Origin of the sequence: Streptomyces rubiginosohelvolus, from assembly GCF_014649875.1 — a bacterium.
GTDB classification, from domain to species: Bacteria; Actinomycetota; Actinomycetes; order Streptomycetales; family Streptomycetaceae; genus Streptomyces; species Streptomyces rubiginosohelvolus.
The window spans coordinates 13,687-36,445 of record NZ_BMTW01000006.1; the positions used below are offsets into that span (position 1 = coordinate 13,687).

The following is a 22,759-nucleotide window of genomic DNA, read 5'->3' on the forward strand; positions in this document are numbered from 1 at the left end:
CGCCCCGGTCTGTCCCCGGCGCCCTCGACTCAGCGAGCGGCGAGGCTCGACCGCCGTACCACCAGCTCCGGCTGCAGCACCACCCGCCGGTGCTCGTGCGCCCCAGCCGAGGCCCCCGCCCCGGTCTCCTCCAGCAGCAGACCGGCCGCCAGCGCCCCCATCGTCGCCGCCGGCTGCCGCACCGAAGTGAGCGGCACCGCGGCCGCCGCCGCGAACTCGATGTCGTCGTACCCCACCAGGGCCAGGTCATCGGGTACGGAGACCCCGGCGGCGAACAGCGACTGCAACACCCCCAGCGCGAGCAGGTCGTTGGCGCAGAACACGGCGGTCGGCCGGTCGGAGAGCCCCAGCAGCCGCGCCCCCGCGTCCCGCCCCGCCGCCACGTCCAGCCGTTCCGTGGGCAGCTCCCGCAGGGCCTCCGGGCCGAGCCCCGCCTCCGCGAGCGCGGCGAGCGCCCCCGTGCGGCGGTCGCGGACCTGGTTGAAGCCGGGCGGCCCGCTCACGTACGCGATGGAGCGGTGCCCGGCGTCCAGCAGATGCCGCACCGCCAGCGTCCCGCCCGCCACGTCGTCGACCGACACCGAACACTCCGTGGTCCCCTCGGCGACCCGGTCGACGAGGACGAACGGGATGTCGTGCCGCCGGAACGCCGCGATGTTGCGCCCGGTCGCGTCGGCCGGGGTGAGCAGCACCCCGCGGACCCGCTGCTCCGCGAAGAGCGACAGATACTCCGCCTCCTCGCCGGGGCTCTGCGCACTGTTGCAGACCATGACGCCGAGCCCCGCCTCCCGCGCGGCCCGCTCCGCACCGCGCGCCACGTCCACGAAGAACGGGTTGCCCATGTCGAGGACCAGCAGCCCCATGATCCGGCTGCGCCCCGCCCGCAACTGCCGCGCCGATTCGCTGCGGACGTAGCCGAGCCGGTCGATCGCCGACAGGACACGGGCACGGGTGCCGGGACCGACCGTGTCCGGGCGGTTGATGACGTTGGAGACCGTGCCCACCGATACTCCGGCGACCCGGGCCACGTCCTTGATACCCACCGACTGGGCCATCAGACGGAGACCTCCAGAGGCGCGAGGGACGCGGGACGGACCCTCAGCCTATCCGCGACCATCAGAAGTCGAAGTCGTCGATGTTGTCCTTGTCGAACACCGTCGGCTTGCCCAGGTCGACCACCCCGTCCTTGCCGATCGTGTACGTGCCCAGTTCGCCCGCCTCGAAGGTCTGGCCCTCCTTGCCGGTGATCTGTCCGGACGCCAGTGCGACCGAGGCGTGGCCGGCCAGTTCGCCGAGCTTCGCCGGGTCCCACAGCTCGAACGCCTCGACCGTGCCGTTCTTCACGTACGACCGCAGATCGTTGGGGGTGCCGAGGCCGGACAGCTTCACCTTGCCCCGGTACTTCGAGCCGGACAGGTACTGCGCCGCCGCCTTGATGCCGACGGTGGTCGGCGACACGATCCCGGCGAGCTTCGGATACTCCTGGAGCAGCCCCTGGGTCTGCTGGAAGGACTGCTGGGCGTCGTCGTTGCCGTACGCCACCTTCACCAGCTTCACGTCCTTGTACTTCGGGTCCTTCAGCTCGTCCTTCATGTAGTCGATCCACAGGTTCTGGTTCGTCGCCGTCTGGGCGGCGGACAGGATCGCGATCTCGCCCTTGTAGCCGATCTGTTCGGCGAGCAGCTGGACCTGTGTGCGGCCCAGGTCCTCGGCCCCCGCCTGGGACACGAACACGTTGCGGCAGTCCGGCTTGGTGTCGGAGTCGTACGTGACGACCTTGACGCCGTTCTTCATGGCCTGCTTGAGCGCGGTGCACAGGGCGCCCGGGTCCTGCGCGGACACGGCGATGGCGTCGACCTGCTGCTGGGTGAGGGTGTTGACGTAGGAGACCTGGCCGGAGGTGTCCGTGGCGCTGGTCGGGCCGACCTCCTTGAAAGTGGACCCCAGCGCCTCGACGGCCTTCTGCCCGCCCTTGTCGGCGGTGGTGAAGTAGGGGTTGTTGACCTGCTTGGGCAGGAAGCCCACGGTCAGCCCCTTCTTGGTGGGAGCGTTCGGGTCCGCCTCACCGGCCGAGGCGGCCGAACCGCTCTCCTTCTTCACATCGCTCTTGGTGGTGCCCCCGCAGGCGGTGACGGCGAGCGCGAGGGAGGTGACTGCGGCCAGGGCCGCACAGGTACGGCGGATCGATGACGTACGCATGGCAGGGTCCTTTGCGGAAGAGGGGCGGGTTACGAGCACGGGGTCGTCAGGGAGTCGGGGCCGAGGCGGTCCGCCGCCCCGCCCTCGCGACGGAGATCTGGCGGGCGACACGCGGGCCGAGCACGGAGAGCACGAGCAGCACGCCGGTGACGACGATCTGGGACTGCGCGGAGACGTCCCCGAGGCTCATCACGTTCTGCAGCGCGCCGAGCAGGAACACGCCCGCGATCGCGCCACCGAGCGTGCCCTTGCCGCCGTCGAAGTCGATGCCGCCGAGCAACACGGCCGCCACCACGGACAGTTCAAGACCGGTGGCGTTGTCGAATCGGGCGCTGGCGTAATGCAGTGCCCAGAACACCCCGGTGAGCGAGGCCATCAGCCCGGTCACCGTGAACAGGATCAGCTTCTGCCGCTTCACCCGTACGCCTGCGAACCTGGCCGCCTCCTCGTTGGCGCCCGTCGCGAACAGGGAACGCCCGAACGGCGTTGCGTGCAGGGCGATGACGGCGATGGCGAGGAGCGCCAGGAACGGCAGGAGGGCGTACGGAACGAACGTGTCGCCGATCCGCCCGGCGGCGAAGTCCAGGTAGGGGGACGGGAAGTCGGTGACGGCGTCCGAGCCCAGCACGATCTGCGCGATGCCCCGGTAGGCGGCCAGCGTCCCGATGGTCACGGCGAGCGAGGGCAGTCCGAGCCGGGTCACGAGCAGCCCGTTGACCAGCCCGCACACCACACCGAGCAGCAGGCAGACCGGGATGATCGCCTCGATGGGCAGGCCCTGGTTCCACAGCGCCCCCATCACCGCCCCCGAGAGGCCGGCCGTCGACGCCACCGAGAGGTCGATCTCCCCGGAGACCACCAGGAGGGTCATCGGCAGCGCGATGAGCGCGATGGGCAGAGTGTTGCCGATCAGGAACGACAGGTTGAGGGCGTTGCCGAAACCGTCGACGAAGCCGAAGGACAGCAGCAGCACCACGATCAGAAGGGCGCCGACGACCGTGTCCCAGCGGACGGCGCGCGCGCGTGCGGAGTCAGCCATGGCGGGCGTTCCTCTTCTTCAGGGCGGACGCCACGCGCAGGGCCACGACCCGGTCGACCGCGATGGCGAGGATGAGCAGGATTCCGTTGATCGCGAGCACCCATACGGAGCTGACACCGAGCGCGGGCAGCACACTGTTCACCGAGGTCAGCAGCAGTGCGCCTAGTGCCGCCCCGTACACCGTGCCGGAGCCCCCGGTGAAGACCACCCCGCCGACCACGACCGCGCTGACGACGGTGAGTTCGTAGCCGCTGCCCGTACCGGAGTCGACGTTGCCGAAGCGCGCCAGATACAGCGCCCCCGCGAGTCCGGCCAGCGCCCCGCAGAAGGTGTAGGCGAGCAGGATCCGCCGGCGTACGGGAACCCCGGCCAGCCGCGCCGCCTCCGGGTTGGAGCCCAGGGCGTACAGCTCGCGCCCGCTGCCGAAGTGCTTGAGGTAGTACGCCGTCGACACCAGCACCGCCAGGGCGATCAGCGCGAGCCACGGCACCGCCGAGATCCCGCCGGAGCCGAAGTCCACGAAACCGTCCGGGAGATCGGCCGCCGTGATCTGCCGCGAGCCGACCCAGATCGAGTCGATGCCCCGGATGATGTAGAGCGTCCCGAGCGTCACCACCAGGGCGGGCACCTGGCCGAGGCTCACGAGCAGTCCGTTCAGCAGGCCGAAGCCGACGCCGAGCAGCACGGCCAGGACCACGGCCACCACCGGGTGCCCGCCGCCCTGGAGATACGTCCCGGCGGCGAAGGCGCTGATTCCGAGGGTCGAGCCGACCGACAGGTCGACGTTGCGGGTGATGACCACCAGCGCCTGGCCGGTGGCGACCAGTACCAGGATCGTGGCGTTGAGCAGCAGGTCCTTGATGCCCTGCTCGGAGAGGAACGCGCTGTTGCCCAGCTGGGTGAGCGCCAGCATCGCCAACAGAAGCACGAAGATGGCGAGTTCACGCATCTTGAAGACGCGGTCCACCAGCCGGGTGCTGCTGGAGGCGGGGATCGGCGCGACGGGCGCCGGCTCGGTCGTCGTCACCGTCATGCGGCGGCCCTCCCGGTGGCTGCGGCCATCACGGTCTCCTCGGTGGCGTCGGAACGGGGGATCTCGGCGGTGAGGCGGCCCTCGTGCATCACCAGCACCCGGTCGGCCATGCCGAGGATCTCCGGCAGATCGGAGGAGATCATCAGCACCGCCACCCCGTCGGCCGCCAGCGCGCTGAGCAGCCGGTGCACCTCCGCCTTGGTGCCGACGTCGATGCCGCGCGTCGGCTCGTCGACGATCAGCACGGCAGGCCCGGTCGCCAGCCATTTGGCCAGCACCACCTTCTGCTGGTTGCCGCCGGACAGGGTGGAGACGGCGTCAGCGATGCGGGCGTACTTCACCTGGAGCCGGACCGCCCAGTCGAGCGAGCGGCTGCGCTCCGCACCCCGGTCCATGAGCCCCGCCCGCCTGGTGGTGCGCAGCCCGGTCAGCCCGATGTTCCGCTCGATGGACATGCCCATCACCAGGCCCTGGGCCCGCCGGTCCTCCGGGACCAGGGCGAGCCCGGCGGCCATGGCGGTGGACGGGGCGCCGTTGACGAGTGCCCGCCCGGCCACCTCGACCTCGCCCGCGTCCCACCGGTCGACGCCGAAGACCGCCCGCGCCACCTCCGTACGCCCGGCGCCGACCAGCCCCGCCATGCCGACGATCTCGCCGCACCGCACCTCGAAGGAGACGTCGGTGAACACGCCCTCGCGGGTGAGCCGCCGGACGCTGAGGGCGACCTCGCCGGCTTCGACGTGCTGCTTCGGATACAGCTCGTCCAGGTCCCGGCCGACCATCCGGCGGACCAGGTCCTCCTCCGTCATGCCGGCCAGCGGTTCACTCGCGATCAGCGCCCCGTCCCGCAGGGTCGTGACGCGTTCGCAGATACGGAAGATCTCCTCCAGCCGGTGCGAGATGAACAGCACGGCGGCCCCCTGCTCGCGCAGCGCCCGGACCACGCCGAACAGGCGTGCCACCTCGCTGCCGGTCAGGGCGGCCGTCGGCTCGTCCATGATCAGGACGCGGGCGTCGAAGGAGAGGGCCTTGGCGATCTCGACGATCTGCTGGTCCGCGATGGAGAGGCCGCGCGCCGGGCGGTCGGGGTCGAGCTCGACGCCGAGCCGGTGCATCAGGGCGGCCGTGGCGGTCCGGGTGGCCCGGTGGTCGATGCGGCCGAGCGCCCGGCGGGGCTGACGGCCCATGAAGATGTTCTCGGCGATCGACAGGTCGGGGAAGAGCGTGGGCTCCTGGTAGATGACGGCGATACCGGCGTCGCGGGCGTCGGCGGGACCGTGGAAGGTGACCGGCTCGCCGTCCAGTAGAACCTGGCCGCCGTCGGGCCGGTGCACTCCGGCGAGCGTCTTGATCAGGGTCGACTTGCCCGCGCCGTTCTCCCCGGCGAGAGCGTGGACCTCGCCGGGGAACAGGTCGAGGGACACGTCCCGCAGGGCGCGCACGGCGCCGAACGACTTCGAGATGCCCCTCAGGGCCAGCACGGGGGCCGGATCCTTGGCGGACCGGTGGGTCATCGGTGGCTCCTCGACGATGCGGAGGGCGTCCTCACGGCATCGTGAAAGGTTTCAAATGAGTTGCCGGGACGTTAGGCAGGTCCCTCGGGGTGCGTCAATGGGGTAGAACGGAAATTCTCAACTGTCCCTTGCATTCACAAGGTTCTGCGGCGTCAGGTCTGCCGGAAGGGTTGACAGCCCTCAGGGGCGCTCCTACCTTCAACCCGCATGAATCGTTTCAGATTCATTTGCGTTCACACCGACGTCACAGGAGCGACGAAGTGACCGAGCACGCCACGGTGAAGGCCACCCTCATGTCCCAGTCCATCGAGACGCCCTCCTGGGCGTACGGGAATTCGGGGACCCGCTTCAAGGTCTTCGCCCGGCCCGGCGTGCCCCGCACCCCCGAGGAGAAGCTCGACGACGCGGCGAAGGTGCACGAGTTCACCGGAGCCGCGCCCACCGTCGCCCTCCATATTCCCTGGGACACGGTCGACGACTACGCGGCCCTCGCCGAGCACGCCCGCGACCGGGGCCTGGCCGTCGGGGCGATCAACGCCAACACCTTCCAGGACGACGCCTACCGGCTCGGCAGCGTCTGCCACCCGGAGGCCGCCGTACGCCGCAAGGCCCTGGACCACCTGATGGCCTGCGTCGACATCATGGACGCGACGGGCTCCCGGGACCTCAAGCTGTGGTTCGCGGACGGCACGAACTACCCCGGCCAGGACGACATCCACGGGCGGCAGGACCGGCTCGCCGAGGCGCTCGCCGCCGTGTACGAACGGCTCGGCGACGACCAGCGCATGCTCGTGGAGTACAAGCTGTTCGAGCCCGCCTTCTACACGACCGACGTCCCGGACTGGGGGACGGCCTACGCCCACTGCCTCAAGCTGGGCCCGAAGGCGCAGGTCGTCGTGGACACCGGGCACCACGCGCCGGGCACCAACATCGAGTTCATCGTCGCGACCCTGCTGCGCGAGGGCCGGCTCGGCGGATTCGACTTCAACTCCCGCTTCTACGCCGACGACGACCTGATGGTCGGTGCGGCCGACCCCTTCCAGCTCTTCCGCATCATGTACGAGGTCGTCCGCGGCGGCGGACTCACCGCGGACGTCGCCTTCATGCTCGACCAGTGCCACAACATCGAGGAGAAGATCCCCGCGATCATCCGCTCGGTGATGAACGTCCAGGAGGCCACCGCGAAGGCGCTCCTCGTGGACCGCGCTGCCCTGGCCGACGCCCAGTGCACGGGCGACGTCCTGGAGGCCAACGCCGTGCTGATGGACGCCTACAACACCGACGTACGGCCCCTGCTCGCCGAGGTCCGTGAGGAACAGGGCCTCGACGGCGACCCGATGGCCGCCTACCGGCGCTCCGGCTGGGCGGTGAAGACCGCCGAGGAGCGGGTCGGCGGGCAGCAGGCGGGGTGGGGGGCGTAGGCCGACCCGGGCCCGTCGTACGCCACCCCGTACGCGCTGTGTCACCACGCCCCGCCGCAAAGCCCGCCGCACCCGAACACCCTCCCCGCCCCTCCCTTCGTGAAGGACACCGAGGAACCCCATGGCATTCCACCCCGAAGCCGCAGCGCTCCTGGCCCGCTCCCACCGGCTCGGCTCCGACCCCCGCAACACCAACTACGCGGGCGGCAACGCCTCCGCCAAGGGCGTCGCGCCCGACCCGGTCACCGGTGACGACGTCGAGCTGATGTGGGTCAAGGGCTCCGGCGGCGACCTCGGCACCCTCACCGCCGAAGGGCTCGCCGTCCTCCGCCTCGACCGCCTCCGCGCGCTGCGCGGCGTCTACGCGGGCGAGGAGCGCGAGGACGAGATGGTCGCCGCCTTCGACTACTGCCTGCACGGCAAGGGCGGCGCGGCCCCCTCCATCGACACCGCCATGCACGGGCTCGTCGACGCCCCGCACGTCGACCATCTGCACCCCGACTCCGGGATCGCCCTCGCCTGCGCGGCCGACGGCGAGAAGCTGACCGCCGACTGCTTCGGCGACACCGTCGCCTGGGTCCCCTGGCGGCGCCCCGGATTCCAACTCGGCCTGGACATCGCCGCGGTGAAGGCGGCCAACCCCGAAGCCATCGGCTGCGTCCTCGGCGGCCACGGCATCACCGCCTGGGGCACGACGTCCGAGGAGTGCGAGGCCAACGCGCTGCGCATCATCCGTACCGCCGAGACCTTCCTGGCCGAGCACGGCAGGCCCGAGCCGTTCGGGCCGGTGACCGAGGGGTACGAGGCGCTGCCCGAGGGCGATCGCCGCGCGCGGGCCGCCGCCCTCGCCCCGTACGTACGCGCCCTCGCCTCCCGGGACCACGCCCAGGTCGGCCACTTCGACGACTCCGAAGCGGTGCTGGACTTCCTCGCCCGTGCCGAACACCCGAGGCTCGCGGCCCTCGGCACCTCATGCCCGGACCACTTCCTGCGGACGAAGGTCAGGCCCCTGGTCCTCGACCTGCCGCCGACGGTCGAACTCACCGAAGCCATAAGCCGCTTGGACGAACTGCACACCGCCTACCGGGAGGAGTACGCCGCCTACTACACCCGGCACGCCGAGCCCGGCTCGCCTCCGATGCGGGGCGCGGACCCGGCGATCGTGCTGATCCCCGGGGTGGGGATGTTCAGCTTCGGCAAGGACAAGCAGACCGCCCGCGTGGCGGGGGAGTTCTACCTCAACGCGATCAACGTGATGCGCGGCGCGGAAGCCGTCTCCTCCTACGCCCCGATCGAGGAGTCGGAGAAGTTCCGCATCGAGTACTGGGCCCTGGAGGAGGCCAAACTCCGGCGGATGCCCCCGCCCAAGCCGCTGGCCACCCGGGTCGCCCTGGTGACCGGAGCGGGCAGCGGCATCGGCAAAGCCATCGCCCGCCGTCTCGTCGCGGAGGGCGCCTGCGTGGTCGTCGCCGACCTGGACGCGGCGAGCGGGGCCGCCGTCGCCGAGGAACTGGGCGGCCCCGACCGGGCGGTGGCCGTCACGGTCGACGTCACCAGCGAGGAGCAGGTGGCCGGTGCCTTCGCGGCGGCGTCACTCGCCTTCGGCGGCGTCGACCTGGTGGTCAACAACGCCGGCATCTCCATCTCCAAGCCGCTGGCCGAGACAACGGTCCGGGACTGGGACCTCCAGCACGCCATCATGGCCAGGGGCTCCTTCCTCGTCGCCCGCGAGGCCGCGCGCGTCATGCGGGCCCAGGGCCTCGGCGGCGACCTCGTCTACATCGCCTCGAAGAACGCCGTCTTCGCCGGTCCCAACAATGTGGCGTACTCCGCCGCCAAGGCCGACCAGGCGCACCAAGTGCGATTGCTGGCAGCAGAGTTGGGCAGCGACGGCATTCGCGTCAACGGAGTCAACCCGGACGGTGTGGTGCGCGGCTCCGGCATCTTCGCCGGCGGGTGGGGAGCGCAGCGCGCCGCCACGTACGGGATCGAGGAGGAGAAGCTCGGCGAGTTCTACGCCCAACGCACCCTCCTCAAGCGGGAGGTGCTGCCCGAACACGTCGCCAACGCCGTCTTCGCGCTCACCGGCGGCGAGTTGACCCACACCACCGGCCTGCACATCCCGGTCGACGCCGGGGTCGCCGGGGCCTTCCTGCGATGAGCGCCGCCGGTACGAAGACCTTCGCGGCCGTCGACCTCGGCGCGTCCAGCGGACGGGTCATGACCGGCCGCGTCGGCCCGGACACCCTGCGCCTCACCGAGGCCCACCGCTTCCCCAACCGGCCCGTGCACCTGCCGGAGGGCCTGCGCTGGGACATCCTCGGCCTGTACGGGGGAGTGCTCGACGGGCTGCGCGCGGCGGGCCCGGTCGACTCCCTGGGCATCGACAGCTGGGCGGTGGACTACGGGCTCCTCGCCGCCGACGGGTCCCTCCTCGGCAACCCCGTCCACTACCGGGACCGGCGTACCGAAGGCGTCGTGGAGCAGGTGTGGGCCACGGTTCCGCCCGACGACCTCTACCGGGCGACGGGAATCCAGTACGCCCCCTTCAACACGCTCTACCAACTCGTGGCAGCACAGGGGACACCCCAACTCGCCTCTGCGGGAAGCCTGTTGCTGATACCGGATCTGATCGCGTACTGGCTCACCGGGGAGCAGGGCACCGAGCTGACCAACGCCTCCACCACCCAGCTCATCGACGCGCGCACCGGCGACTGGAACCGCCCCCTGGCCGACCGCCTCGGTATCGACCTGGCCCTCTTCGCCCCGCTGCGCCGCCCGGGCGACCCGGCGGGCACGCTGCTCCCCGCCGTCCAGGAACGGACCGGACTGCCCGGCCCCGTACCGGTGACGGCCGTCGGCTCGCACGACACCGCCTCCGCCGTCGCCGCCGTCCCCGCCGGACGGCGGGAGCGGTTCGCCTACCTCTGCACCGGAACCTGGTCCCTGGCCGGCCTCGAACTCGACGCGCCCGTCACCACCGGGGCGAGCCGCTCCGCGAACTTCACCAACGAGCTGGGCATCGACGGCACCGTGCGCTTCCTGCGCAACATCATGGGCCTGTGGCTGCTCCAGGAGTGCATGCGCACCTGGGAGCTGACCGACGTCACCCCCCTGCTGGCCGACGCCGCCCGCATGCCCGCTCTGCGGTACGTGGTGGATGCCGCCGCACCCGAGTTCCTGGCCCCCGGAGACATGCCCGGGCGGATCGCGGCCGCCTGCCGGGCGACCGACGGGCCGGTGCCCCGCACCCCGGGGGAGATCACCCGCTGCGTCCTCGACTCGCTGGCCCTCGCCCACCGGCGGGCGATCCGCGAGGCGCAGCACCTGGCCGACCGCGAGGTCGACGTCGTGCACCTCGTCGGCGGCGGGGCGCGCAACGCCCTGCTCTGCCAACTCACCGCCGACGCCTGCGGGGTGCCCGTGGTCGCGGGCCCCGCCGAGGCGGCCGCGCTCGGCAACGTCCTCGTCCAGGCGCGGGCCCACGGCCTGCCCGGCGATCTGGCCGCCACCCGTGAACTCATCGCCCGCACCCAGCCCTTGAGCCGCTACGAGCCGTCGGGTGACCCGACGGCCTGGGAGGCGGCGGCGCGCCGCACCGAAGACGCCCGCCCCCTGCCTGCCTGACCGACAGCTTTCCCTGCCCCATCCCCCTTCCCCTCGCTGAATCGGAGCCGAGTGTGATCAGCCGACGACGACTGCTCAGCACGACCGCCACCGCCCTGGGAACCACCCTCATCGCCGGAGCCATCCCACCCGCACAGGCCGCGGAACGCGGTGCGCCGGGGGCCAAGGGCCTCCGGGTGGGCGGTTCGACCGCCGAGTACGTGAAGAACCCGCTCGGTCTCGGCCCCGCCCGCCCCCGCCTCGGCTGGCCGCTCACCGCCACCGCGCCGGGCCGCACCCAGAGCGCGTACCAGATCCGTGTCGCGCTGAGCGAACGCGCCCTGGAACGGCCCGACGTGTGGGACAGCGGCAAGGTCGAGTCCGCCGAGTCCACGCAAGTCCTCTACGGAGGGCCGGAGTTGCGCTCCCGTACCCGCTACTACTGGACCGTGCGGGTCTGGGACGACGAAGGCCGGGTCTCGGGCTGGTCCGAGCCCGCCTGGTGGGAGACCGGCCTCACCGAGACCTCGGACTGGTCCGCACGCTGGATCGGCGCCCCGGCCGCCCTCGTCGGCGCACCCGCCCTGGACAAGGCCTCCTGGATCTGGTTCCCGGAGGGCGACCCGGCGACCAGCGCTCCCGCCGCGACCCGCTGGTTCCGGGGCGCCTTCGACGTACCGGACGGCGTGACGCGGGCCCGCCTCGTGCTCACCGCAGACGACGGGTACGTCGCCCACCTCGACGGTACGGAAGTGGCGCGGGCCGAACCCGACGAGGTCGCCCGGGCCTGGAGCCGCCCCTCCGTCACCGACGTCACCGAACGGCTGGCCCCCGGCCGTCACGTCCTCGCCGTCGCCGCGACCAACGAGGTCACCGGCCCCGCCGGACTGCTCGGCGTCCTGGAGCTGACCACCGCCGACGGCGTACGGACCGTCACCACCGGCGACGGCTGGAAGGCCACCGACACCGAACCCGCAGGCGACTGGCAGGCGTTGGACTACGACGACGGCGCCTGGCCCACCGCCAAGGTCCTCGCCCCGTGGGGCTCGGGCCCCTGGGGCGAGGTCGCCGCCGCCTACGCCCCCGTCGCCCAGCTGCGCCACGAGTTCCGGCTCCGCCGCAAGCCCGTCGCGCGGGCCCGGCTCTACTCCACGGCCCTCGGCCTGTACGAGGCCCACCTCAACGGCAAGCGGGTCGGGACGGACCGCCTCGCCCCCGGCTGGACGGACTACGCCAAGCGCATCCAGTACCAGACGCACGAGGTCACCGAGCTGCTCACCTCCGGGTCCAACACCCTCGGCGTGGAGCTGGCGACGGGGTGGTACGCGGGCAACGTCGGGATGTTCGGCCCGCATCAGTATGGCGAACACCCCGCCTTCCTCGGCCAGTTGGAGGTGACCTATCGGGACGGCACCACCGAGCGGGTGCTGTCCGGCACCGAATGGCGGGCCGCCACCGGACCCATCACCCTGGCGGACCTCCTCACCGGCGAGAACTACGACGCCCGCCTGGAGACCGACGGCTGGCTCCGCACCGGCTTCGACGACTCCGCCTGGGCCAAGGCCGTGCCCGCCGAGGAGGAGGTCACCGGCGAACTGGTCGCCGAGCCCGACGGGCCCTGCCGCGTCATCCAGGAGCTGAAGGCCCGGAAGATCACCGAACCCCGCCCCGGCGTCTTCGTCTTCGATCTCGGCCAGAACATGGTCGGTACCGCCCGCCTGCGGGTCACCGGCCGGGCCGGCACCACCGTACGGCTGCGCCACGCCGAGGTGCTGAACCCGGACGGCACCGTCTACACCACCAACCTCCGCACCGCCGCCGCCACCGACCACTACACCCTCAAGGGCGGCGGCCGCGAGACGTACGAGCCGCGCTTCACCTTCCACGGCTTCCGCTACGTCGAGGTGACCGGCTACCCGGGCAAGCCGCCGCTCGACGCGATCGTCGGGCGGGTGATCCACACCGACGCGCCGCTCACCATGGAGTTCGAGACGAACGTCCCGATGCTCAATCAGCTCCACAGCAACATCACCTGGGGTCTGCGCGGCAACTTCCTCTCCATCCCCACCGACACCCCCGCCCGCGACGAACGCCTCGGCTGGACCGGCGACATCAACGTCTTCGCTCCCACCGCCGCCTACGCGATGGAGTCCGCCCGCTTCCTCTCCAAGTGGCTGAGCGACCTCCAGGACGACCAGACCGCCGACGGGGCCTTCACGGACGTCGCACCCCACGTCGACGGTCTCGGCGCGGGCTCGGCCGGCTGGGGCGACGCGGGTGTCACCGTCCCCTGGGCCCTCCACCAGGCGTACGGCGACACCCAGGTGCTGGAGCGGGCCTGGCCCTCGATGCTGAAGTGGCTCGACTACCTGGAGGAGAACAGCACCGGACGGCTGCGGCCCGCCTCCGGCTACGGCGACTGGCTCAACATCGCCGACGACACCCCCAAGGACGTCATCGCCACCGCCTACTACGCCCACAGCGCCGCCCTCGTGGCCCGTACCGCCCGGGTCCTGGGCAAGGACCCGGCCCCGTACACAGCACTGTTCGCGGAGATCCGCGACGCCTTCCGTTCCGCCTACGTCACCGACGGCGGCCGGGTGAAGGGCGACACCCAGACCGCCTACGTCCTCGCGCTCTCCATGGACCTGCTGACCGGACAGGAGCGGACCACGGCCGCCGACCGGCTCGTCGCTCTCATCGAGGCCAAGGACTGGCACCTGTCCACGGGCTTCCTCGGCACCCCGCGTCTGCTCCCCGTCCTCACCGACACCGGGCACACGGACGTGGCGTACCGCCTGCTGCTCCAGCGGACCTTCCCCAGCTGGGGCTACCAGATCGACCGCGGGGCCACGACCATGTGGGAGCGCTGGGACTCCATCAAGCCGGACGGAAGCTTCCAGGACGCCGGGATGAACTCCTTCAACCACTACGCGTACGGCTCGGTCGGGGAGTGGATGTACGCCCACATCGCGGGCATCGCCCCCGCCGCCCCCGGCTTCCGCGAGGTCACCGTGCGGCCACGCCCCGGCGGTGGCATCACCCGCGCCCGGGGCCGCTTCACCTCGCTCCACGGCCCGGTCACCACCGACTGGAAGACGGAGAAGGGCCGTTTCCACCTGACCGTGGGCCTGCCCGTGAACACCACCGCCGAGGTCTGGATCCCGGCCGCCCGCGCCGAGGACGTCACCCACCCCGGCGCCCGCTTCCTGCGGATGGACGACGGCTGCGCGGTCTTCGCGATCGGCTCGGGGCAGTACCGCTTCACGGCCTGAGGCGGCCAGGACGAGCGACGTGCGCCGTACCGGCGGTCAGAAACCGCCGGTACGGCGCACGCGCTCCCGGGACCCCCGCCCCGCCCGTCAGCCCTCGCGCCTCGACCGCCAGAGCAGCCAGATGAAGTACGGGGCGCCGATCACGGCCGTGAGCAGGCCGACCGGGATCTGCGCCGGGGCGATGACCGTCCGGCCGACCGTGTCGGACACGACCACCAGCAGCGCGCCGAGCAGCGCGCTGACCGGCAGGACCCGCGCGTGGCGGCGGCCCACCAGGGCGCGTGCCGCGTGCGGGGCGACGAGGCCGACGAACCCGATCACGCCGACCGCCGCCACGGCTCCCGCCGTCAGGAGGACGGCGAGGCTCAGCAGGCCCAGCCGGGTGGCCCCGATCCGCACGCCGAGCAGGGCGGGCGTCTCGTCGTCCAGCCCGATCAGGTCCAGTTCACGACGCATCAGCACCAGGACGGGCAGCGCGACGACCAGCGCCACCAGCACCGGAATCAGCTCGGGGAACGTCCGCCCGTACGTCGAACCACCCAGCCAGGCCAGCGCCTTCGTCTCGTTGTACGGGTCGGTGAGCACGATCAGCAGACTCACGACCGCGCCCGCACCCGCGTGCACACCCATGCCGATGAGCACCAGACGGTTCTGCTCCAGACCACGGCGTGAGGCCAGACCGAACACCAGCGCCGCAGCCGCCGCCGCACCGGCCAGCGCGGAGCCGCCGATCAGCCAGAAGCTCGCCAGCGGTACGACGGTGAGCACGGTGACCGCACCCACCCCCGCCCCGCTGACGACGCCGAGGACGCCCGGCTCCGCGAGCGGGTTGCGCGACACCGCCTGGACGGCCGTTCCCGCGACCGCCAGCGCCGCACCGGCCAGCAGAGCGGCGGCGACCCGGGGGACCCGGGTGTCCAGGACGTAGCTGACGAACTGCCCCGACCGGCCCGCGAGCCAGTTGCCGACATCGCCCATCAGCAGCGTCGCGTCGCCGAAGAGCGTCGCCACGACCACCGCGCCGACCAGCCCCACGACCGTCGCCACCAGGGTGAGGGCGAACGCGCGCCGGCTGCGCAGCCGGGAGAACGCCGTCGAGCCGCTGTCCGTGCCCATGTCGCGCGACCGGTAGGCGAGGACGATCAGGACGAGCGCCCCGAAGCAGGTCGTGACGATGCCGGTCGGCACCTCCGCCCCCGCCTGGGCGCCGAACACCGCGCGCAGCAGCACATCCGCGCCGAGCACCACGAGCACGCCAGCGAGCGCCGACGCCGGGATGAACGCGCGGTGCCGGACCAGGCCCGGGATCCAGGTGCTGAGCAGCCGGACCGCCGCGGGCGCGCACAGGCCGACGAAGCCGACCGGCCCCGCGACCGCAACCGACACCGCCGCCAGCAGCACCGCGAGGGTGACCGCGATGCTCCGTGTCAGCCGGGGGCTCACTCCCACGACCGCCGCACCGTCGTCGCCGAGGGCGAGGATGTCGAGGCGCCGGCCCATCAGCATGAGCCCGGTGAACGCCACGAGCGCGACCGGGGTGAGCCGGTCGATGGACTGCATGCCGATCTGGGCGAGCGAACCCTCGCCCCAGGCGAACAGCCCGGTGGTCTGCTGGGAGCGCAGGAGCAGCATCGTGCCGCTCAGGCCGGACAGCGCGAGGGTGAGCGCGGATCCCGCCAGCACCAGCCGGATGGGTCCGGCCCCCGCCCGGGACAGGCCGAGCACGACGGCCGCCGCGATGAGCCCGCCGAGGAACGCCGTGGCCCCGGCGGGCAGCGCGGGCAGGGAGATGCCGAACGCGGCGACGGTGACCACCGCGAAGTACGCACCCGCGTTCACGGCGAGCGTGTCGGGGGACGCCAGCATGTTGCGCGACACCGACTGGAGGGCGGCGCCCGCCGCACCGAGCGCGCAGCCGACCAGCAGCCCCGCGGCGAGCCGGGGCAGCCGGGAGTCCAGGACCACGGCGGCCGTCTGCTCGTGGGCGGTCCGGTCGGAGGACGAGCCGGTGGCCAGGTTCCAGAGCGTGTGCAGATCGACGGCGGCGGTGCCCTGGCTCACGTGCGTCAACGCGAGGGCGCCGAGGGCGAGGAGCCCCGCGAGCGCGAGGAGGAACATCCGGCCGCGACGGGCCGGTTGGCCGGCCGCCGCCGGGGACACGGCCCCGGCGGGACCGGTCGCGCCCGCCACCGTCTTCACGGGGGCGGGCGGAGCGGTTGTGGTGCGGGTGCTCATCGTCAGGCGGTCAGCGCGCCGACGAGGGCGTCGATGTACTCGCGCATCGACGCGGTGCCGCCGAACATCCAGATGCCGTCGGGCAGCCGGTGGACCTCGTCGTTCTTCACGAACGGGAGGGACTTCCACACCGCGTTGTCCTTGAGGCCGTCGGCGAACGGGTCGCCGCCGTCGGAGTCGTTCGCGATGTAGGCGAACTGCGCGTCGCCGATCTTCGTGAGGCCCTCGACGTCGGTCGCGGCCAGGCCGTAGGCCTTGTCGCCCTTCAGCTTCCACGGGTCGACGAGGCCGAGCTCGGTGTTCACGTCGGAGAGCAGCGAGCCCTTGACGTACGGGCGCACCGAGACCTGGTTGCCCTCCTGCCAGCCGTCGGCGAAGGCGACCTTCTCGCCGTCGAGCCCGGCGTCCGCCAGCTTCTTCTTGCCGTCGGCGACCGCCTTGCGGAAGGAGTCGATCTCGGACTTGGCCTTGTCCTCGGTGCCGGTGGCCTGGGCGATGAGGTCGACGGTGTCGACCATCTGGTCGATCTGCCGGCTCGCGTCGGCCGAACGGACCACGGCGACCGGCGCGGCCTTCGACAGCTGCGCGATGGCCGAGTCGGACAGGTCGGTGGTGGCGACGATGAGGTCGGGCTTCAGGCTCGCCACGGTGGCGACACTGGGCTCGCCCCGGGTGCCTATGTCCTTGACGCCCTTGGTGAGCGGGGCCGCCGTGTCGTACGCGGTGTAACCCTTCACGTCGGCGACGCCGACCGGCTGCACGCCGAGGGTCACCAGCGTCTCGACGACGTTCCACTCGGTGCCGACGACCCGCTTGGCCGGGCCGTCGAGCGTGATCTTCTTGCCGCGCGAGTCGGTGACCGTCACGGCCTTGTCCCCGGCGGACTCCTTCTTCGGCGCCTCGGTGGTGCCGCACGCCGTCAGGGCGAGCGCGGCCGCGGCGGCGAGGACGGGCCACGTCAGGTGCTGGTTCTTCATGAGGGTGTTCAGGGCCTTTCGGTACGAAGGTGGTGGCGGCCGACCGCGCGGGTGCGCGGGATGCCGGTGGGGGAGTCGAGTTCGACGTCGATACGGATGCCGTACGCGTCGGTGAGCCGCTCGGGGGCGTACACCTCGGCGGGCGTTCCCGCGGCGACGATCCGCCCGGACGAGAGGAGGACGACCTGGTCGGCCACGGCGGCGGCCTGGTCCAGGTCGTGGAGCACGACGCCGACGGTGACGCCGTGGGTGTCGGCGAGATCGCGGACGAGGTCGAGGATCTCCACCTGGTAGCGCAGGTCGAGGAAGGTGGTGGGCTCGTCGAGCAGGAGCACGTCGGTGTCCTGGGCCAGGCAGCAGGCGAACCAGACGCGCTGCAACTGCCCGCCGGAGAGGCTCTCCACCCCCCGGTCGGCGAACTCGGTGAGGTTCGTGACGGTCAGCGCGTGCTCGACCATCCGGGCGCCGTCCGGATCCGTTCCGCGGATCCGGCCCCGGTAGGGGTGCCGGCCGAATCCGACCACGTCGCGCACGCTGAGCCCGGCCGGTGCGTTGCGGCTCTGCGCGAGCAGGGTGACGCGGCGGGCGAAGTCGGAGCGTGACAGGGCGAGGGCGTCGACGGGCGCGCCGTCCTCGGCCCCGGCCGCCACGGTCACGCTGCCGGTGCGGGCCTTGTGCAGCCGGGCCACGGCCCGCAACAGGGTGGACTTCCCACTGCCGTTCGGCCCGATGAGGGCGGTGACACGACCGCGCGGCAGCCGGAGGTCGGCGCCGTGCACGACGTCGGTGCGGTCGTACGCGATCGTCATGTCGCGGGCGTCGAGGCCCGCGTCGTCGGCGGGCAGTGCGGTGGCACCGGCAGCGGGCGCGGAGGGCCGTGGCGGCGGGTCTTCTCGGTCGAGGGCAGGAGCGATCACGAGCGTGAGGTTAGCCTAACCTAAATTGCCCTGGTCAAGGGGGATTCGGAATCGTGTCCTCCGCGTGACCCTCGGGCGGCTCGCCCAGCGGCCGACGGCCGCCGTCGAGCGACGACCGGAGGGTGTCGAGCCGCTTCGGGGCCTCGGATGGCGGTACTTTCCGGCCGAAGCGGCGGTTTGGTGCATCGAGCCGCTCCGGCATATTCCCAGGTCAGGCGGTTGTTTCGGATTGAACCGCCGAAATCTGTCCATATGCTGGACGCTTCACGCAGGGCCTCTGAGCTGCCCGAATGACCATTCGGTCGGTTCGAACGTCCGTCTGCGGCTGGAAGCTGGCCGTCGATGTGCGCCTACTTTCCGCATGCGTAAGACTCCTGACCGCAATCAGGCACCCGAGCAAGGAGTTTTCACCAATGCGACGCAACCCTCACGCCATCTTCGCAACCATCACGGCGAGCACCCTTCTCCTCGGTGGTTTCGCGACCGCCACCGCGCAGGCCGCGCCGGCGAAGGCGGAGAGTCTCTACGCACCCTCGGCGCTCGTCCTCACCGTCGCCCGCGGCGAGGACCCGATGACCGCCACCGTCGAGCGGGCCGTGACGCTCGCCTGCGCCCCCACCGCCGAGGGAACCCACCCCGACCCCGCTGCGGCCTGCAAGGAACTGGCCGCGGTGCAGGGCAAGTTCGCCGAACTCGCCGCAGGCCCGTCGAACCGCACCTGTACCCGCCAGTGGGACCCGGTCGTGGTGACCGCCCACGGTGTCTGGCAGGGCAAGCCGGTCCAGTTCAGCACCACGTACGGGAACGCCTGCGAGATGGCGGGCAGCATGAACGACAACGCCGTCTTCGCCTTCTGATCCACCGGGGCCTGCCGACGCCGGGCTGACGGGACACGACACCGTCCCGCCCACCGCGTCCGGCCTTCTGGTCCCGCCCGGCGTGCCCCGCACACGCCCCCGTCCACGACGACCGGGAGCCTGCGGTCGCCCCTGGCCGTTTCCGCCGCGGCCGGCAGCGACTCGCCCCGGTCGGTTGGTCACGAACCCCTCGACCCGCTCACTGCCCGGACGGCTCCTCCTGCGTCACCCGGGTACCCGGATGGCGCAGCGAGATGAGGAACGCGATCCCCAGGGCGATGGCCATTCCGTAGAAGACCCACTGGTTCGCCTCGGCGAAGTCCATCCGGATCGCCGACATCGAGTCCCGTACGGTCTCGGCCACCGGTCCCGAACCGGACGGCCCCCGGGAGTCCCCCTGACCGGTCACCGACTGCGCGATGGACTCGGCGGCATCCCGCGACGCTCCCTCCGGCACCCCCTTGTCCCGCAGGGTCTCGTCCACCTTGGTGATCGTCGTATGGGTCAGCAGGGTGCCGTAGACGGCCAGTCCGATGCTGGCCGCGAAGTTCCGCACGGTCTGGGTGATGCCGGTGACCTCGCCGTAACTGGCGTCGATCGCCCGGTTCACCGCGTCCGTCGAGGCCGGCGCCAGCAGCAGGCCGATCCCCGCGCCCGCCATGGCCGCGTACAGCCACTGGTCGTGCATGGAGAGCGTCGTCAACTTCCCCGCCCACAGGGCGAACCCGACCGCGCCGAGCGCCGTGCCGAGCTTCATCGCGGGGCGGGCGCCGCGCTTGTCGAGGATCCGGCCGCCCCACTGGGAGGCCAGCCCGAAGCCGATGAAGAAGTACAGGAGATACAGCGCGGCCTGGTTCGGCGACGCGCTGAGCGAGACCTGCGCGTAGACGGAGGCGAAGAAGAACACCGGGACGAACGCCATCATGGCGAAGAACAGCACGGCGTTGTCGACGCTGAACGCCAGGTCGCGGAAGACCCGCAGTTTGATCAGCGGGAAGCGGGTGCGCAGCTCGAACCGGCAGAAGACCGCCAGCACGACCAGACCGACCGCGATACAGGCCCAGGTGGCGACGGAGTCCCAGCCCCAGGTGGACGACTGCTGCAACCCCAGCACGGTCAGCCCCATACCGACGGCGACCAGCGCCGCCCCGGGCAGATCCAGCGGTTCGCGACGGGACCGCTCCGGGATCCGGGCCAGCAGTGCCAGGACGATCGCGATGACGGCGACGGGGACGTTGACCCAGAAGATCGCCCGCCAGGTCCACGCGGTGAGCCAGCCGCCGAGCAGCGGCCCGATGGCGGTGAGCGCCCCGGAGATACCGAAGAAGAGCGCCAGTGCCCGCCCGCGCCGCTCCACCGGGAAGACGGCGATGACGACGGCGAGCGCGGCGGGGAACATCAGGGCCGCGCCGATGCCCTGGACGGCCCGGAAGCCGATCAGCCAGGCCTGCGCGAAGTCCCCGTCGGGCACCGCACCGCACAGTGCGGAGGCGATGACGAAGACGAGTGTGCCGATGAGCATCACGCGGCGGTGCCCGAAGATGTCGGACAACCGGCCGCCCAGCGCGAAGAAGGCGGCCAGCGTGAGCAGATAGGCGTTGACCACCCACTGCATCTGCGAGGAGGTGAGCCCGAGTTCGTCGATGATGTCCGGGGCGGCGATCGCCACGATGGTCTGGTCGATGAACGTCATCGACACCGCGAACAGCATGGCGGCGAGCGCGAGGCCCTGGTTCGGCGGACCGCCCGGTCGGCCCACTGTTCCCGGATCCGACGACGTCGGACCCGGGGCGCCCTTCTCCGGGATGTCTCTGCCCATGCGTCCATGGTCGCCGGGGGGCGGCCGTGGTGCATCCCGAGCCACGCACGCGGCCCCCGCCGCAGGTCGGGGGCGTCGCGCGCTACTTGCCCGCGGCGGTTCCGGAGTACAGCAGCAGGGCCATCTCGCGGGCGTTCTTGATGGCCGCGGCCATCTGGCGCTGCTGCTGGGCGCTGATCCGGGTGACGCGGCGGCTGCGGATCTTCCCCCGGTCGGAGATGAACCGCCGCAGCAGATCGGTGTCCTTGTAGTCGATGTACGTGATCCCGGCGGCGTCCAGGGGGTTCGGCCGGTTCTTGAGCGGCTTGCGGGGGTCCTGCTGACGTGCCATGAGGCTTCCTCGTGCTCGGTGGGATGGGTGTGCTGGTGGTGCGGTCGGTGGATACGGTCCGGGGCCGCGGAGTTACGGGGGTGGGCCGGCCGGTCTCAGTGCACCGGGTCGAGGAGCGCGTCGAACGCGGCGGGCAGGCTCTTCCACGCCTCCCGGCCCGACCCGTACTCCTCGTCCGTGAGGAGGCAGGAGTCCAGCAGACCGGTCAGCCCCTCGCGGTCGAGGCCCGGGGAGACGAAGACCAGGTGCTGGCAGCAGTCGCCGTGCTCGGGGTGCCAGTCGAGCGCGGCCGCCGCCTGCCGGTAGGGCGGCACCATGGACCAGGCCGCGTCCGGGAGCGAGGCGAGCCAGGGCCCTGTGTTCTCGACACAGAGCGCGCCGCCCGCCGCGTCCCAGGAGAGCAGGGTGTCGGGCCGGTCCGCGAGCCAGAACCGGCCCCGGCTGCGGGCCGCGGCGCAGCTCAGGTCCTCCAGGGCGTCGAGCAGGCGCTCGGGGTGGAAGGGCCGGTGCCGCCGCCAGACGAGCGTGCCCACCCCGGCCTCCTCCGCCTCCTGCGGCAGCAGGGCGCAGGCCGGGTGCTGGCCCGCTGCCGCCGCCTCCACGTCGAACCCGGCGAACGCCAGCCGTCCCAACTCCGGCGATCCGGCCGCTGCCTGACGTGCCGTCGGGTTCAACTGCCGGATCAGGGCGCGGTCCTCGTCGTCGGCCGCCGAATTCGGCGCCACGGCCAGGACGGGGGCGTATTCCACCTGCCGGGCCCAGGTGTCGCCGATGGTCCGCCGGTCGGCCGGGGCCGCCGCGAGACCGGCCTCGGCCAGATCGTCGCCGTTGGAGAGGCAGGGCAGGACGAGCGTGGGGTCGATCGCCGTGAACACGTTGGTGACCTCGGCGGCGTCGGTGTGCGCGGCGATCACCTCGGCCATGGACTTCGGTTCGACGGAGTCCCAGAGCTCCAGGACGGCGAGCCGGGTCACCCCGTCCCCCGCGAGCCGTTCGAGTTCCGGGACGAGGTCCTCGCGCAGCGCGCAGCAGGCGCATTCGTTCACCAGCGGGGTGTCGCCGGAGGCCAGCTCTCCGCCGGCGTCCCGCAGGGAGCGCCGGACCGTCCCGCCGGTGGCCGTCGACAGGTCGTGGTGCAGCGCGACGCTGAGCGGTACGTCCCGCAGCAGCCCTTCCACGACCTCGCCGCGCGCCTCGGAGTGCAGACCGCAGACGATGACGACGGGCAGTTTCGCGCGGCGCCCGCTCACCGGGCCTCACCGCGTCCGTAGCGGCGCTCGAAGCGCTCGACGCGTCCGGCGGTGTCCAGGACGCGGGCGGTGCCCGTGTAGAAGGGGTGGCTCGCGGAGGAGATCTCCACGTCGACCACCGGGTAGGTGTTGCCGTCCTCCCAGGTGACGGTGCGATCGCTGGTCATGGTCGAGCGGGTCAGGAACGCGAAGTCGGCGGCCTTGTCGCGGAAGACGACGGGGCCGTAGGCGGGGTGGATTCCGGGCTTCATGACGGTGTCCTCGGGTGGGGCTTCAGGAGTGTGCG

Annotated in this window: 17 protein-coding genes; 5 read left to right on the top strand and 12 right to left on the bottom strand. The window is 71.9% G+C overall.

From position 1 onward, the window contains the following. Positions 1 to 29 precede the first annotated feature (29 nt). The 5 genes from IE134_RS15870 to IE134_RS15890 all read right to left on the bottom strand — a co-directional run bounded on the left by IE134_RS15870 (position 30) and on the right by IE134_RS15890 (position 5,785). Positions 30 to 1,055 (bottom strand): LacI family DNA-binding transcriptional regulator, encoded by a 1,026-nt coding sequence (locus IE134_RS15870; protein ID WP_030717265.1) that lies wholly within the window; start codon positions 1,053 to 1,055, stop codon positions 30 to 32. Positions 1,056 to 1,116: 61 nt separating this feature from the next. Beyond that, a complete protein-coding gene (rhaS, locus tag IE134_RS15875; RefSeq protein ID WP_030717267.1) occupies positions 1,117 to 2,199 on the bottom strand; it encodes a rhamnose ABC transporter substrate-binding protein in 1,083 nt (360 codons plus the stop codon). Between the two features lie 46 nt (positions 2,200 to 2,245). After that, positions 2,246 to 3,238 (bottom strand): ABC transporter permease, encoded by a 993-nt coding sequence (locus tag IE134_RS15880; protein ID WP_030717269.1) that lies wholly within the window; start codon positions 3,236 to 3,238, stop codon positions 2,246 to 2,248. Then, positions 3,231 to 4,271, bottom strand: coding sequence for an ABC transporter permease (locus IE134_RS15885; protein WP_189430817.1), 1,041 nt, complete (start codon positions 4,269 to 4,271; stop codon positions 3,231 to 3,233). Before IE134_RS15885 ends, IE134_RS15880 begins: the two co-directional genes overlap by 8 nt. Continuing rightward, a complete protein-coding gene (locus IE134_RS15890) occupies positions 4,268 to 5,785 on the bottom strand; it encodes a sugar ABC transporter ATP-binding protein (RefSeq protein ID WP_098019532.1) in 1,518 nt (505 codons plus the stop codon). Before IE134_RS15890 ends, IE134_RS15885 begins: the two co-directional genes overlap by 4 nt. 260 nt (positions 5,786 to 6,045) lie before the next feature. Between IE134_RS15890 and rhaI the strand changes: the two genes are divergently transcribed. From rhaI to IE134_RS15910, 4 genes are all read left to right on the top strand, one after another. Further along, positions 6,046 to 7,206, top strand: coding sequence for an L-rhamnose isomerase (rhaI, locus tag IE134_RS15895; RefSeq protein ID WP_098019531.1), 1,161 nt, complete (start codon positions 6,046 to 6,048; stop codon positions 7,204 to 7,206). Positions 7,207 to 7,327: 121 nt separating this feature from the next. Further along, positions 7,328 to 9,367, top strand: a complete 2,040-nt coding sequence (locus tag IE134_RS15900) for a bifunctional rhamnulose-1-phosphate aldolase/short-chain dehydrogenase (protein WP_030717282.1) — start codon at positions 7,328 to 7,330, stop codon at positions 9,365 to 9,367. Further along, entirely contained in the window at positions 9,364 to 10,833 is a 1,470-nt protein-coding gene (locus tag IE134_RS15905; protein ID WP_189430818.1) for a rhamnulokinase, read from the top strand. The genes IE134_RS15900 and IE134_RS15905 overlap by 4 nt, the downstream gene beginning before the upstream one ends. 53 nt (positions 10,834 to 10,886) lie before the next feature. Then, on the top strand, positions 10,887 to 14,087 hold the full coding sequence (locus IE134_RS15910; protein ID WP_189430820.1) for an alpha-L-rhamnosidase: 3,201 nt from the start codon (positions 10,887 to 10,889) through the stop codon (positions 14,085 to 14,087). 87 nt (positions 14,088 to 14,174) lie between these two features. Here the strand turns inward: IE134_RS15910 and IE134_RS15915 are convergent, their stop codons facing one another. The 3 genes from IE134_RS15915 to IE134_RS15925 are packed head-to-tail and all read right to left on the bottom strand — an operon-like array spanning position 14,175 to position 18,216. Further along, positions 14,175 to 16,322 carry an iron ABC transporter permease gene (locus tag IE134_RS15915; RefSeq protein WP_030717289.1) on the bottom strand — a complete coding sequence of 716 codons (2,148 nt, stop codon included), beginning with the start codon at positions 16,320 to 16,322 and terminating at the stop codon, positions 14,175 to 14,177. 2 nt (positions 16,323 to 16,324) lie between these two features. Continuing rightward, positions 16,325 to 17,299, bottom strand: coding sequence for an iron-siderophore ABC transporter substrate-binding protein (locus IE134_RS15920; protein ID WP_030717297.1), 975 nt, complete (start codon positions 17,297 to 17,299; stop codon positions 16,325 to 16,327). Positions 17,300 to 17,307: 8 nt separating this feature from the next. Then, positions 17,308 to 18,216: an ABC transporter ATP-binding protein gene (locus IE134_RS15925; protein WP_179888171.1), complete on the bottom strand. Its 909-nt coding sequence runs from the start codon at positions 18,214 to 18,216 to the stop codon at positions 17,308 to 17,310. Between the two features lie 413 nt (positions 18,217 to 18,629). Between IE134_RS15925 and IE134_RS15930 the strand changes: the two genes are divergently transcribed. Then, the gene (locus IE134_RS15930) at positions 18,630 to 19,073 is read left to right on the top strand and encodes a subtilase-type protease inhibitor (RefSeq protein WP_030717302.1); all 444 of its coding nucleotides are present in this window, start codon (positions 18,630 to 18,632) and stop codon (positions 19,071 to 19,073) included. Positions 19,074 to 19,272: 199 nt separating this feature from the next. Here the strand turns inward: IE134_RS15930 and IE134_RS15935 are convergent, their stop codons facing one another. From IE134_RS15935 to IE134_RS15950, 4 genes are all read right to left on the bottom strand, one after another. Next, positions 19,273 to 20,892, bottom strand: coding sequence for an MFS transporter (locus IE134_RS15935; protein WP_030717305.1), 1,620 nt, complete (start codon positions 20,890 to 20,892; stop codon positions 19,273 to 19,275). An 82-nt stretch (positions 20,893 to 20,974) separates the two neighbouring features. Next, entirely contained in the window at positions 20,975 to 21,223 is a 249-nt protein-coding gene (rpsR, locus tag IE134_RS15940; RefSeq protein WP_189430823.1) for a 30S ribosomal protein S18, read from the bottom strand. A 95-nt stretch (positions 21,224 to 21,318) separates the two neighbouring features. After that, positions 21,319 to 22,473: a CobW family GTP-binding protein gene (locus IE134_RS15945; protein WP_098895220.1), complete on the bottom strand. Its 1,155-nt coding sequence runs from the start codon at positions 22,471 to 22,473 to the stop codon at positions 21,319 to 21,321. Next, a complete protein-coding gene (locus IE134_RS15950) occupies positions 22,470 to 22,724 on the bottom strand; it encodes a type B 50S ribosomal protein L31 (protein ID WP_030584208.1) in 255 nt (84 codons plus the stop codon). The genes IE134_RS15945 and IE134_RS15950 overlap by 4 nt, the downstream gene beginning before the upstream one ends. Positions 22,725 to 22,759 lie beyond the last annotated feature (35 nt).

What these genes read in the sequence shown, in the direction of transcription:
- IE134_RS15900 (WP_030717282.1), top strand. Translation starts at nt 7,328, where the DNA reads ATGGCATTCCACCCCGAAGCCGCAGCGCTCCTGGCCCGCTCCCACCGG.
- IE134_RS15870 (WP_030717265.1), bottom strand. Translation starts at nt 1,055, where the DNA reads ATGGCCCAGTCGGTGGGTATCAAGGACGTGGCCCGGGTCGCCGGAGTA.
- IE134_RS15885 (WP_189430817.1), bottom strand. Translation starts at nt 4,271, where the DNA reads ATGACGGTGACGACGACCGAGCCGGCGCCCGTCGCGCCGATCCCCGCC.
- IE134_RS15905 (WP_189430818.1), top strand. Translation starts at nt 9,364, where the DNA reads ATGAGCGCCGCCGGTACGAAGACCTTCGCGGCCGTCGACCTCGGCGCG.
- IE134_RS15930 (WP_030717302.1), top strand. Translation starts at nt 18,630, where the DNA reads ATGCGACGCAACCCTCACGCCATCTTCGCAACCATCACGGCGAGCACC.
- rpsR (WP_189430823.1), bottom strand. Translation starts at nt 21,223, where the DNA reads ATGGCACGTCAGCAGGACCCCCGCAAGCCGCTCAAGAACCGGCCGAAC.
- IE134_RS15915 (WP_030717289.1), bottom strand. Translation starts at nt 16,322, where the DNA reads ATGAGCACCCGCACCACAACCGCTCCGCCCGCCCCCGTGAAGACGGTG.
- IE134_RS15880 (WP_030717269.1), bottom strand. Translation starts at nt 3,238, where the DNA reads ATGGCTGACTCCGCACGCGCGCGCGCCGTCCGCTGGGACACGGTCGTC.
- rhaS (WP_030717267.1), bottom strand. Translation starts at nt 2,199, where the DNA reads ATGCGTACGTCATCGATCCGCCGTACCTGTGCGGCCCTGGCCGCAGTC.
- IE134_RS15920 (WP_030717297.1), bottom strand. Translation starts at nt 17,299, where the DNA reads ATGAAGAACCAGCACCTGACGTGGCCCGTCCTCGCCGCCGCGGCCGCG.
- IE134_RS15935 (WP_030717305.1), bottom strand. Translation starts at nt 20,892, where the DNA reads ATGGGCAGAGACATCCCGGAGAAGGGCGCCCCGGGTCCGACGTCGTCG.
- IE134_RS15890 (WP_098019532.1), bottom strand. Translation starts at nt 5,785, where the DNA reads ATGACCCACCGGTCCGCCAAGGATCCGGCCCCCGTGCTGGCCCTGAGG.
- IE134_RS15950 (WP_030584208.1), bottom strand. Translation starts at nt 22,724, where the DNA reads ATGAAGCCCGGAATCCACCCCGCCTACGGCCCCGTCGTCTTCCGCGAC.